The 11974-nt window shown below is 70.4% G+C and carries 9 protein-coding genes and 1 riboswitch; of the genes, 2 read left to right on the top strand and 7 right to left on the bottom strand.

Annotated features, from left to right (window positions below; translation table 11 throughout):
* Positions 1 to 98: 98 nt before the first annotated feature.
* Positions 99 to 980, bottom strand: coding sequence for a Dyp-type peroxidase (locus DID99_RS23120; protein WP_124486480.1), 882 nt, complete (start codon positions 978 to 980; stop codon positions 99 to 101).
* Positions 981 to 1466: 486 nt separating this feature from the next.
* Here DID99_RS23120 and DID99_RS23130 point away from each other — a divergent pair, with 486 nt between their 5' ends.
* Positions 1467 to 3329: an ABC transporter ATP-binding protein gene (locus DID99_RS23130; protein WP_124646457.1), complete on the top strand. Its 1863-nt coding sequence runs from the start codon at positions 1467 to 1469 to the stop codon at positions 3327 to 3329.
* 229 nt (positions 3330 to 3558) lie between these two features.
* Positions 3559 to 4272 carry a riboflavin synthase subunit alpha gene (locus DID99_RS23135; protein ID WP_124486482.1) on the top strand — a complete coding sequence of 238 codons (714 nt, stop codon included), beginning with the start codon at positions 3559 to 3561 and terminating at the stop codon, positions 4270 to 4272.
* A gap of 89 nt (positions 4273 to 4361) precedes the next feature.
* Here the strand turns inward: DID99_RS23135 and DID99_RS23140 are convergent, their stop codons facing one another.
* The 6 genes from DID99_RS23140 to DID99_RS23165 form a co-directional block, all read right to left on the bottom strand.
* Positions 4362 to 5603, bottom strand: a complete 1242-nt coding sequence (locus DID99_RS23140) for a voltage-gated chloride channel family protein (protein WP_124667582.1) — start codon at positions 5601 to 5603, stop codon at positions 4362 to 4364.
* A gap of 79 nt (positions 5604 to 5682) precedes the next feature.
* Positions 5683 to 5786, bottom strand: a riboswitch (Fluoride riboswitch).
* 60 nt (positions 5787 to 5846) lie between these two features.
* Positions 5847 to 6866, bottom strand: coding sequence for a chemotaxis response regulator protein-glutamate methylesterase (locus DID99_RS23145; RefSeq protein ID WP_044846626.1), 1020 nt, complete (start codon positions 6864 to 6866; stop codon positions 5847 to 5849).
* Positions 6863 to 9178: a hybrid sensor histidine kinase/response regulator gene (locus tag DID99_RS23150; protein ID WP_124667583.1), complete on the bottom strand. Its 2316-nt coding sequence runs from the start codon at positions 9176 to 9178 to the stop codon at positions 6863 to 6865. The genes DID99_RS23145 and DID99_RS23150 overlap by 4 nt, the downstream gene beginning before the upstream one ends.
* Positions 9175 to 9879: a chemotaxis protein CheW gene (locus tag DID99_RS23155; RefSeq protein WP_124667585.1), complete on the bottom strand. Its 705-nt coding sequence runs from the start codon at positions 9877 to 9879 to the stop codon at positions 9175 to 9177. The genes DID99_RS23150 and DID99_RS23155 overlap by 4 nt, the downstream gene beginning before the upstream one ends.
* Positions 9880 to 9924: 45 nt before the next feature.
* Positions 9925 to 11352, bottom strand: a complete 1428-nt coding sequence (locus DID99_RS23160; RefSeq protein WP_124667584.1) for a protein-glutamate O-methyltransferase CheR — start codon at positions 11350 to 11352, stop codon at positions 9925 to 9927.
* The gene (locus DID99_RS23165; RefSeq protein ID WP_124486486.1) at positions 11349 to 11861 is read right to left on the bottom strand and encodes a chemotaxis protein CheW; all 513 of its coding nucleotides are present in this window, start codon (positions 11859 to 11861) and stop codon (positions 11349 to 11351) included. Before DID99_RS23165 ends, DID99_RS23160 begins: the two co-directional genes overlap by 4 nt.
* Positions 11862 to 11974: the final 113 nt, after the last annotated feature.

Below are 11974 nucleotides of genomic sequence, written 5' to 3' on the forward strand. Positions count from 1 at the left end.
GGCGGCGTACCGCGCCGCACGCGATCGCCGCGTCACAAGCAAAACGGGCGGGCCGCGCGCGATGCGCGGCCCGCCCGTTTGCGGATGTCGTCCGGCGCTCAGAGTCCGAGCGCGGACAGGTCCAGCTTGCCGTCCTTCACCGGCGGGCACCAGAAATACGCGCCCGTCAGCGGTCGCGTGAAGCGGAACAGGCCGTCGACGATGCCGTCGTCCGCGCCGCTCATCCGGCGCATCTGCACGTCGAACGCGCGGAACGAACGGCCGAACGCGACGAAGTAGAGCCCCGCGCGGCGCGCATCGGACCACGGCGACGAACGGCGCAGCATGAATGCCTCCGGCTCGAAGCTCTCCTGCGCGGTGCGCTTCACGTGCGCGAACTCGGGCGCGTCGTCGAGTTCCTCGTTGTCCGAGCGGCGGCGGCCGATGATGTGATCCATGTCGCCCGACGCAATGCGCTCCATCTGGTCGAAGTCGTGCAGCCATTGCTGAACCGCGACGAAGCTCGAACCGTCGAGCCCCGCGCCCTGCCCCGTGACGACCGCCGCGGCCAGCGCGTCGTCGCCGGTCGGGTTCTCGGTGCCGTCCTCGTAACCCGACAGGTCGCGATCGGTCGAATAGCGGAACCCGTCGACCGCGTCCTGCAGCACGAACGCCGGCGCGAGCGCCCGCTCGATCGCCCGCGCGCGCAGCACGAGTGCGCCGCGATCGTCGCCGCGCAGCCAGACCCAGACGTCGGCCGGCGTGATCGGCAGCGTACGGTCGTTCACCGCGAACGCCGGGTATTCGGTGAGCCCCGGAACCGGGCGGCCGAGATGCGCGGCCAGCGCCTGCCCGAAGCCTGCGACCGCGTCGCGCCCGTCGACGAGCTCGCGCAATGCCGCGAGCGCCGCGGCCACATTGACGTTGTTCGAAATCGTGAAAGTGAGGTATCGGGCCGCCGTGTCGATCGGAGCCAGGATGCCTTGCTGAACGTCGCTCATCGTTTCCTCAGGAGTGTATCGGGGTGAATCGGCGGGGCCGCAGCGGCCGGCGCGCAACGGCAGAGTGTAATCGATGCCGCCCGCCGCCCCGTGCGGCACCGCACCGCGGAACGCGCACGAAAGAGGGCCAAAACCCCGAATACTAACCGCATCGCTGCTGCAACGCCGCATTCGTCAGACGTTGCAGCGCGTCCGGCTCTGCTGATAAAATTCCTTCACGTCTTTTTCGGCGTCCTTTCAACCGTTCACTTCAGGGAGGTGCAGATGTTCCGAATGCCAGCAACCTTCCCGAACGTGGTCCCACGGCGCGGCTGATCCAGCCCGTCGTCCGCGCCGGCTTCCGGGTGCTCCGCTAACCCGCCCGCCTGCGCAATTTCCCGACAGCCCGTTTCGTTTCGCCCGCGTCGTGCGCGCGGTCCGGCTGTCGCGTTTTCGACGTTCTCCGAACCGGAAAGTCCCGTCGCGCGATGCGCCGGGCAACGATACATGACCAGAAAAACCACCCATCTGGGCGGCCAGGCATTCCAGGCCGTCTTCGGCTTCACGTTCCGCTACTGGCGCAAGCAGCCGGTGCGCATCGCGACGATCACGACGCTGGCGCTGCTCGGCGCGCTTGCCGACGTGCTCACGCCGCTGTTCGCCGGGCGCCTCGTCGATGCGCTGTCGAGCGGCCCGACCGACCGCGCCGCCGCGTGGCATGCGGCCGTCACCGCGTTCGGCACGCTGGCCGCGCTCGGCATCGGCGCGACGCTGCTGCGGCAGGGCGTCTACCTGAACATCATCACGCTCACGCTGAAGATGATGAGCGAGATCGCCGCGGCGTCGTTCCATCGCGTGCAGCGTTTCTCGACCGACTGGCACGCGAACAGCTTCGCGGGGTCGACCGTGCGCAAGATCACGCGCGGGATCTGGGCACTCGACCTGCTGAACGACACGGTGCTGATCGCGCTGCTGCCGTCGGTCACGATGCTCGTCGGCGCGACCGTGCTGCTCGGCACGCACTGGCCGGTGATGGGGCTCGTCGTCGGTGCGGGTTCGCTGCTGTACATCTCGGTAACGGTCGCGGTGTCGCTCGGCATCGTCGCGCCGGCCGCGCGGCTCGGCAACCTGTGGGACACGCGCATGGGCGGCGCGCTCGCCGACGCCGTGAGCTGCAACGCGGTCGTCAAGGCGTTCGGCGCGGAAACGCGCGAGGAAGCGCGGCTCGATCGCGTGATCGGCAAGTGGCGCCAGCGCACGCGCCGCACGTGGGTGCGCGGCACGTTCAACGGGGGGCTGCAGGGCGCGATGCTCGTCGCGATGCAGGCCGCGATGATCGGCGTCGCGCTGCGGCTCTGGGCGAACGACGAAGCGAGCGTCGGCGACATCGCGTTCTCGCTGACGATGTTCTTCATGCTGCAGGGCTACCTGCGCGACGTCGGCATGCACATCCGCAACCTGCAACGCTCGGTCAACGACATGGAAGAGCTCGTCGCGCTCGAGCGCCAGCCGCTCGGCATCGACGATCGGCCCGGCGCGCCCGCGATCCGGATCGGGCAAGGCGAGATCCGCTTCGAGCATGTGACGTTCCGCTACGGCAACCATCCGGTGCCGCTGTACGACGACTTCTCGATGCGCATCGCGCCCGGCGAACGCGTGGGCCTCGTCGGCCATTCCGGGTCGGGCAAGACGACGTTCATCAAGCTGATCCAGCGCCTGTACGACGTGTCGGGCGGCCGCATCACGATCGACGGCCAGGACATCGCGCAAGTGCGGCAGGATTCGCTGCGCAGCCAGATCGCGATCGTCCAGCAGGAACCCGTGCTGTTCCACCGCACGCTCGCGGAGAACATCGCGTATGCGCGCCCCGACGCGAGCCGTGCGGAGATCGAGCGCGCCGCGCGTCTTGCCAGCGCGCACGACTTCATCGTCGCGCTGCCGGACGGCTATGACACGCTCGTCGGCGAGCGCGGGATCAAGCTGTCGGGCGGCGAACGCCAGCGCGTCGCGATCGCGCGTGCGTTCCTCGCCGATGCGCCGATCCTGATCCTCGACGAAGCGACGTCGAGCCTCGACAGCGAAAGCGAGGTGCTGATCCAGCAGGCGATGGAGCGGCTGATGGTCGGGCGCACGACGCTCGTCGTCGCGCACCGGCTGTCGACGGTGCGCGCGCTCGACCGTCTGATCGTGCTCGAGCGCGGCAAGGTGATCGAGGAAGGCAGCCACGACGCGCTGATCCGCATCGACGGCGGGACGTATCGCCGGCTGTTCGAGCGGCAGGCGCTGGAACTCGCCAAGGGCCTGATCGATCCGCCGCGGCGCACGGCGGACGGTCATGCCGGGCCGCTTGGGGAGCCGGCGCAAGCCTGAAGGCGCCCCGATTGCAACCGGATGCGCGGCGCACCGCCGCCGCGGCCGGTTGCGTCATGCGGGACGTCGATGCGATCGTGAGGAATTCACGCGGCCGTTGCGTGCGTCGTCGATTCCATTCGATGGCGCCACGCGAGCCGCCGTGCGCTGCCCGGCAAACCCCTTGCGAACGAGGCGAGCCGGGATCACTTATCATACCGGCCAGGCAATTTGCGACGAAAGGCGGATCATGTTTACAGGCATTGTTCAGGGTGTTGGCGTCATCAAGGCCATCAAGGATCACGGCGAACTGAGAACGTTCAGCATCGAATTCCCCGAGCGGTTCACCACCGACATCGAGATCGGCGCGAGCGTCTCGGTCGACGGCGTCTGCCTGACCGTGACGACCATCCACTCGCCCGAGCTGATCGACTTCGACGTGATGTTGCCGAGCCTGCGCATCACCACGCTCGCCGACCTCACGACCGGCGCCCGGATCAACGTCGAGCGGGCCGCGAAGGACGGCGCTGAAATCGGCGGACATCCGCTGTCCGGACACGTCGACTTCATGGGAACGATCGCGAACATCGCGTCGTCCGAACACAACCGGATGATCCGCATCGGCGTGCCGGCCGATTTCAGGCGCTACGTGTTTGCGAAAGGCTATATCGCGATCAACGGCTGCAGCCTCACCGTGTCGGACGTCAATCGCGACGAAGGCTGGTTCGACGTCTGGCTGATTCCCGAAACGCGACGCGCGACCACCTTCGATGCGAAGGGCGTCGGCGACAAGGTCAATATCGAGATCGAGCGCAGCACGCAGGTCGTCGTGGATACGATCCGCGAATCGGTCAAGGAAACCCTCGGGGAATTGACCGGCGTCGTCACGACGTTGCTCGCGGAGAAGGGCATCGATATCGAGGAACTGCTCGCGCGGAACGTCGCGAAGCTGCCGAAGGCGTAACGGCGAAGAGCGCCGCCGTTCCCGCTGATGCCCGGGATCACCGGGCGTCGGCTTCCGTCGCGATGCGGCCGGCCGCCCAGCTCGCCGCCTTACTCCACCTCCACCTGCGCCCCCTTCCCTACCGCCACCCGCTGCGCGCGATAAATCCCCGCGTGTCCGGAAAACAGATAGGCGACCACGCAGGCGACGATCGCATACACGCCGACATCCGCGCCGAACAGTTCGATCGCCATGATCGTCGACGCGATCGGCGTGTTGGCCGCGCCCGCGAACACCGCGACGAAACCGAGCCCCGCCAGCACGGGCACCGGCAGCGCCAGCACCTGTCCGAGCGCGTTGCCCAGCGTCGCGCCGATGTAGAACAGCGGCGTCACTTCGCCGCCCTTGAACCCCGACGCGAGCGTGACGACGGTGAACGCGAACTTGCCCGCGAAATCGTAAGCCGGCAGCGGCCCGTGAAACGCGGCTTCGATCGTCGGAATCCCGAGCCCGAGGTACTGCGGCACGTTCAGCACGGTGGCGGCCACCGCGACCAGCAGGCCGCCGAGCACCGGCTGCAGCGGCGCATGGCGGATCAGGCGGCGAAACCACGCGGTCAGCGCATGCGTCGCGAACGCGAACAGCCGGCCGACGACGCCGAACGCGACACCCGCGACGACCGTCGCGGCCAGCCTCGTCGCCGACACGGCCGGCACGAACGGAATCGCATAAGCGGTGTGATGCACACCCCACGCGCGGCACACGACATCCGCGACGATCGCCGACGCGACGCAGGTCAGCAGCGCGTCGTACCGTACGCGCCCGATCGCGAGCACCTCGAGCCCGAACACGGCGCCCGCGAGCGGCGTACCGAACACCGACGCGAACCCGGCAGCGATGCCGCCCATCAGCAGCACGCGCCGATGCTCGCGATCGAGCCGGAACAGGTGCGTGACGCGATCGGCGAGCGCGCCGCCCATCTGCACGGCCGTGCCCTCGCGGCCGGCCGACCCGCCGAACAGGTGCGTGACGACGGTCGCGACGAGCACGAGCGGCGCCATCCGCTTCGGCACCAGCGCCTTCGGGTCGTGAATCTCGTCGATCAGCAGGTTGTTGCCGCGCGCGACCGACTGGCCGAACCGGTGGTAGACCCAGCCGGTCGCCAAACCGGCGGCCGGCAGCCCCCACAGCAGCCAGGGATGCGCGACGCGCGTGCCGGTCGCCCAGTCGAGCGCGATCAGGAACAACGCGGAAGCCGTGCCGGCCAGCGCGCCGAGCAACGCAGAGAGCGCGAGCCAGCGGCACACGTAGCGCACGGTCGCGAAAAAATCGGCAGAAGTCGAGAAAAACATGATTTCCAGATTCGACGGGACATCAAAACCTGGGCGGCAGAATACCGCATGGACGGCCTGCGACCTCCTGACGACCCAGGAACACGCAGGCATCATCAGCCGGGCAAACCGGCGGTTGAGGGCCGAACCGCGCGCGACGCGCCGGGATCGACCGCAGGGAGGCATGCCATCTCCGCAGGCGGCAATTGTACGCGACGCCGCACGGCGCGCGCAATGCGGCCCCGCCGGGGCCGCGGCGCGCCGTCAGTCGAGCGGCATGCGCGTCACGCGTGAAATCAGTTGCGGCGCGATCCGGTCGAGCGGCAGGATCGCCGACGCCGCGCCGATCGCCGCGGCCGCCTTCGGCATCCCGTAGACGGCGCTCGTCGCCGCGTCCTGCGCGATCGTGTAGCACCCCTTCGCGCGCATCGCCTTCAGCCCGAGCGCGCCATCGCGCCCCATCCCGGTCAGCAGCACGCCGAGCGCGTCGCCCTCCCAGCCGTCGGCGACGCTGTTGAAGAACACGTCGATCGACGGCCGGTACGGCGTCTCGGCCGGATGCCGCGTATAGCCGAGCACGCCGCGCGGCGAGATGTACAGGTGATCGTTGGTCGCCGCGAGCAGCACCTCGCCCGCCTGCGGCACGCTGCCCTGCCGCGCGACGCGCACGGGCAGCCGCGTATAGCCGTCGAGCCACTCCGCCATGCCGACCGCGAACGCCTGGTCGACGTGCTGGACGATCACGAGCGCAGCCGGAAAATCGGCCGGCAGCGCGCGCAACAGTGCGGTGAGCGCGGTCGGCCCGCCCGCCGACGCGCCGATCGCGATCAGCGTCGGCTGGCCGCGCGCGGGTGCCGGCCCGGGCGGCACGAGCGTCGTGGTCCGGCTTTCGAGCAGCCGGCCGATCTGGTCGATCTTCGCGAGCAGCGGCTGCGGCGCCGCATCCGACGGCAGGCCGAGCGCGAGCGTCGGCGTGTCGACCGCGTCGAGCGCGCCGGCCCCCATCGCCTCGTAGACCGACGACGTGTTCGCGCTGACGCTCGCGGTCACGATCAGGATCGCGCACGGCGCGCGCGCCATGATCTGCCGGGTCGCGGCCACGCCGTCGAGCTTCGGCATCACGAGATCCATCAGCACGAGGTCGGGCGGATGCGCGACGCAGAAATCCACTGCCTCGTCGCCATCGGTCGCCACCCACAGCACGCGGTGATCCGTGCGCAGCGCGATCACGCGGCGCAGCGCCTCGACGGCAAGCGGCAGATCGTTGACGATGCCGATGTTCATCCGCGTGCGTCTCCGATCAGGTCGTGCACCGCGTCGAGCAGCGCCTCGTCGTGGAAACTGCTCTTCGCGAGGTAGTAGTCGGCACCGGCATCGAGCCCGCGCCGGCGATCCTCGTCGCGATCCTTGTACGACACGATCATCACCGGCACGCGCTTGAGCGTCGGATCGCCCTTGATCAGCGTGACGAGTTCGATCCCGTCCATGCGCGGCATGTCGACGTCGGTGACGACCAGGTCGAACGCGTCGCTGCGCACCGCATTCCAGCCGTCCATCCCGTCGACCGCGATGGTCACGTCGTAGCCGCGCTTTTCCAGCAGCTTGCGCTCGAGCTCGCGCACCGTCAGCGAATCGTCGACGACGAGCAGGCGGCGGCGCCGGTCGGCGAGCGCGAGCTGCCGGTCGCGCGTGAGTTTCGCGAGCTGTCCGCCGCGCACGAGCTTGTCGACGGAGCGGATCAGGTCCTCGACATCGACGATCAGCACCGGGTCGCCGTTCTCGAGCAACGCACCGGCCGCGATGTTCTGGATCTTGTGCAGGCGGCTGTCGAGCGGCTGCACGACGAGCATCCGTTCGCCGAGGAAGCGGTCTACGGCGACACCGTAGAGCTCGGGCTCGCCGCCGACGACCACGACCGCCGTGCTCGCGCGCGCGACGCCGGGCTCGCCGGCATCGAGCAGCTGGTGCGCGGCGACGAGGCCCGCGCGCCGGCCGTCGAACGGAAAATGCGGCTGGCCTTCGAGCACGTCGATGTCGTCGTGCGACAGTTCGAGCGTGCGGCGCACGTGCGCGAGCGGGAACGCGTACGGCTCGCCGCCGACCTCGACCAGCAGGCTGCGGATCACCGACAGCGTGAGCGGCAACTGCAGCACGAAGCGCATGCCCGCGCCGGGCTCGTTGAAGATGCGCACCGCGCCGCGCACGCCGCGCACCATCTCCTGCACCGCGTCGAGGCCGACGCCGCGCCCCGACACGTCGGTCACCGCATCGCGCATCGAGAAGCCCGGCAGCAGCAGGAATTCGAGCAGTTCGGGATCGGACAGCCGCGCGGCCGTCTCGTCGTCGGTCAGGCGCTGGCGCACCACCGCCGCGCGCAACGCATCCATGTCGACGCCCGGCCCGTCGTCGATCACGCTGACGAGCAGCGAGCCGGCGCTATGCCGCGCTTCGAGCGTCACGCTCGCCTCGGCCGGCTTGCCGCGCGCGAGGCGCGCGTCGGGCGCTTCGACACCGTGGTCGATCGCGTTGCGCAGCAGGTGGCCGAGCGGCGCGTCGAGCAGGTCGAGAATGTCGCGGTCGACCTGCGTGCCTTCGCCGACGATCGAGAAGCGCACCTGCTTGCCGAGCGAGCGCGCGAGATCGCGGACGATCCGCGGATACGCGCGCGTCGCATCGCCGAACGGCCGCATCCGGCACTGCAGCGCCTCGTCGTACAGCTGTTCGGCGATATGCGTGCTGCGCCGCTCGAAGCGGTCGAATTCGTCCATGCGCTCGGCGAGCGAACGCTGCAGGTCGTTGAGCATGTGCCGCACTTCGTTCACCGATGCGAGCACGCCCGCGTCGAGATCGTCGGCAAACTGTTCGTACAACAGATCGAGCGAACGGGCCGCGTCGCGCTGCGCGCGCTTCACGCGCAGCATCGACTCCGCGAACGGCTTGAGCCAGCGCGATTCGACGAGCGACTCGCCGGACAGGCTCAGCAGCCGGTTCAGCGTATCGGCCCGCACGCGGCGCATCGCGCCCGCGCCGGCCGCGCGGCCGGCCTGGACCGGATCGGGCACGGCCGCCGGCAGCGCGAGCGGCGGCACCGCGGCGCCGGCCCCCACGGGCTCGTTCGCGGCGCCGTCGTGCTCGCGAGACGGCACGACGGACGGCGCCGCGGCCGCCGGCGGCGGCGCGAAAGCCGGTGCCGGCATCGCGTGCGCGCCGTCGGCGCCCGTCAGCGCCAGCGCGAACGCCTCGATCTCCGCCGGCGACACGGGCTGCGCCTGCGGATCGGCGACGCGAACCAGCAGGTCGACGCCGGCCAGCAGCACGTCGACATGCGTGGCCGTCAGCGCGATCGTGCCGGCCTGCGCCGCGACGAAGCATTCTTCCATGCGCCCCGCGATGTCGACGCCGAGCGGCACGCCGACGATGCGCGCGGCGCCCTTCAGCGAATGTGCGGCGCGCATGCACGCCTCGAGCGCGACGGAGTCGGGCTCGCCCGACTCGAGCGCGAGCAGGCGCTCGGACAGCGCCTGGGTCTGCGTGCGCGTCTCCTCGCGATACAGCTCGAGCAGCGACAGTTGGCTCAGATCGTCATCGCCGCTCATCGCATGCTCCGTGTCACGGCGTCGAACAGCCGATCGTCGTCGAGCAAGCCGATCGACTTGCCGCGCCACGACAGCACGCCGCGCGACAGGCCGGCGCTCGCGCGCCCGACCGTCGCCGGCACGGGCACCCATTCGGATGCGCCGAAGCGCAGCACGCCCTCGACTTCGTCGACCGGGAACACCACCGGCTCGCCCTGGTGCGCGGCGACCAGCAGCCGCGTGAAACGGCCGTCCGCGCCACCCTCGCGGCCCTTGCCCGCGTCGAGGCCGAGCAGCGCGCCGATCGAGATCGCGATGCGCAGCGTGCCGCGAATGTTGACCACGCCGCGCACGGCCGAATGGCGACGATGCGGCAGCGAATGGATCGGACGCGTGCCGGCGATCTCGCGCAGCACGCCGATCGGCAGCGCGAGCCATTCGTCGGCGACGCGAAACGCCAGTGCCGCCTGATGCGTATCGTCGTCGCCGTGCGCGCGGGTCGCGTCGAACGCGCTGATCCGCTGCGTCGCGTCGGCCAGCTCGGTGGCGCCGAGCGGGCGTTCGAGCAGTTTCGCCGCGTGATACGCGTAGACCGGGCAGTTCAGGCAGCGCAGGCAATCGGCCAGCCGCTCGCACGAGCGGTCGCCGTGCGTGCCGATCCGGTTCCAGCAATCGTCGACGCCGATCGTCGTGTCGTCAGTGGCAACGGCGTCGCGGTTCATTCGTTCCTCGGTCATCCCGATGTCGGCTCCCAACCCGTACTCTCATTATCCGGCCGAGCGCCGCGCACGCTCGAGCAGCCATTGCGCGCCGGCGCCGTCGCCGCCGACGTCCAGCAAGGTCGCGAGATGCGTCAGCGCTTCGTGGTGCGTCGGCCGCAGATACAGCGCCTTCCGGTAGAAATCGCCCGCTTCCGCGACCCGCCCGCGCGCATCCGCGATCAGCCCGTTCAGGTAGAACGCGTCGGCGTGCGGCCCGGCGTGCGCGGAGAACTGCGCGAGCACGCGCTCGGCCTCGTCGAATGCGCCCGCATTGGCCAGCGCCTGCGCTTCCTCGAGCGTCGGCGCGGCGCCGTCGGCGGCCGCCGGCGCGGGCGCGGGCGTGTCGGCCACGTTCGCCGCATCGCCCAGCGGATCGACGCGCGCGTCGGCCCGCGGCCCGAACGCCGTCGGTCGCCCGGCCGGTTCAAAGGCAGCGCGCGACGGCGCGGCATCGCTCCACGCCGGCGGGACGACGGCCAGCAGCGGGCGCGTCGCAGCCGGCGGCGCCACGGCGAAACGCTCGGCGCGCCGGTACGGCGCAATCGCGGGTATCGGCGCCGCATGGCGGGCCGCGTACCCGTCCGCCGCGGCGCCATCGCGCCCGCGATGAAACGCGAACGCGAGCGGCACGCGGGCCGAACGCATCCCGTGCCGCATCGCGACGCCCGTTTCGGCCGGCCCGACGAACAACATGCCGTCGTCGGCGAGCGCGCTTTCGAGCGAACCGATCACCCGGTCCTGCGCGTCGCGGTCGAAATAGATCAGCACGTTGCGGCAGAACACGAAATCGTAGCGGATGCCCGTATCGGTGCCCGGTTCGACCAGGTTCGCCTGGCGAAACTGCACGCACGCGCGCACGCGCTCGTCGAGCAGCCAGCCGTCGGCGACCGGCGTGAAGTAGCGGCCGCGGAACTCGGTCGCCGTGCCGCGAAACGCATTGCGCCCGTAGCAGCCGAGCCGCGCCTGTTCGATCGCGCGCGGGCTCAGGTCGAGCGCGTCGATCGTGAAGCTGGCCGGCTCGAGCCCGGCGTCGAGCAGCGCCATCGCCGCCGAATACGGCTCCTCGCCGGTCGAGCACGGCGCGCTCAGCACGCGGATCACGCGCCCGGGCGTCGCGGCGAGCCGCTCGGCCGCGTGCCGCGCGAGCGTCGCGAACGCCTCGCGATCGCGGAAGAACCACGTCTCCGGCACGATGAACAGCTCGATCAGTGCGCGCCGTTCGTCGGCCGACGCGTTGAGGTGCTGCCAGTACGCGTCGAGCGCTTCCGGCGTGACGGGCGGCCGCGCCGCCGACGGCAGCCGCTCGCCGTCGCCCTGCAGCGCCTGCACGCGCTCCGTCAGCGCGCGGCTCAGAAAATCGTTGCCGAGCGAATCGGGGTCGATGCCGGTCTCGCGCAGCAGCCAGCCGCGAAATCGCGAATCGGATTCTTTCATGCGGATTCCCCTCCGTGGCCCGGCAGGCCGTCGAACAGATACAGGCGCGCAACGTCGTCGATCAGGTCGGACACCGAGACCTGCTGCACGATCCCGTCGGGCGTGTTCGCGACGCGCCCGAGCCAGCGCGTGCGCGCGGTCGATACGCCGCTGGCGCGGAACGCCGTGCGGTCGATCCGCAGCGTCTGCGTCGCGCGCTCGATGATCAGGCCGATCACGCGCTCGCGGTCGAGCTGCCCGGCGCGGTAGCGGACCATCACCAGCCGCGTCGAACGCAACGCATGTGCGCGCCGTCCAAGCGCGAGCATCGGCACGTCGATCACGGGCACCGGCTGGCCGCCGCGCATCAGCAGCCCGGCGATCCATTCGGGCGCGCCGGGCACGGCCTTGGCGGTCGCGAGCGGCAACACCTCGTCGATGTCGGCCGCGTCGAGCGCGTAGCGCTCGCCGTCGAGCTCGAACATCAGGAACAGCGCGTGCGCGGCGCCGTGCGACTCGACGCGCGTCACGCGTCGACCTTGAAGCGCGACACGCTGGTGCGCAACTGGTTCGCGACGAGCGTGAGGTCGTCGATCGCCTGCGACGACTGGCGCAGCGATTCGGCCGTCTGCTGCGCGGCTTC

The sequence above is a fragment of the Burkholderia sp. Bp8986 genome (genome assembly GCF_003854225.1).
Taxonomy (GTDB): domain Bacteria; phylum Pseudomonadota; class Gammaproteobacteria; order Burkholderiales; family Burkholderiaceae; genus Burkholderia.

Excerpts from the sequence above, each read along its gene's own strand:
- DID99_RS23120 (WP_124486480.1), bottom strand. The coding sequence starts at position 980 with ATGAGCGACGTTCAGCAAGGCATCCTGGCTCCGATCGACACGGCGGCC.
- DID99_RS23130 (WP_124646457.1), top strand. The coding sequence starts at position 1,467 with ATGACCAGAAAAACCACCCATCTGGGCGGCCAGGCATTCCAGGCCGTC.
- DID99_RS23135 (WP_124486482.1), top strand. The coding sequence starts at position 3,559 with ATGTTTACAGGCATTGTTCAGGGTGTTGGCGTCATCAAGGCCATCAAG.
- DID99_RS23140 (WP_124667582.1), bottom strand. The coding sequence starts at position 5,603 with ATGTTTTTCTCGACTTCTGCCGATTTTTTCGCGACCGTGCGCTACGTG.
- DID99_RS23145 (WP_044846626.1), bottom strand. The coding sequence starts at position 6,866 with ATGAACATCGGCATCGTCAACGATCTGCCGCTTGCCGTCGAGGCGCTG.
- DID99_RS23150 (WP_124667583.1), bottom strand. The coding sequence starts at position 9,178 with ATGAGCGGCGATGACGATCTGAGCCAACTGTCGCTGCTCGAGCTGTAT.
- DID99_RS23155 (WP_124667585.1), bottom strand. The coding sequence starts at position 9,879 with ATGAACCGCGACGCCGTTGCCACTGACGACACGACGATCGGCGTCGAC.
- DID99_RS23160 (WP_124667584.1), bottom strand. The coding sequence starts at position 11,352 with ATGAAAGAATCCGATTCGCGATTTCGCGGCTGGCTGCTGCGCGAGACC.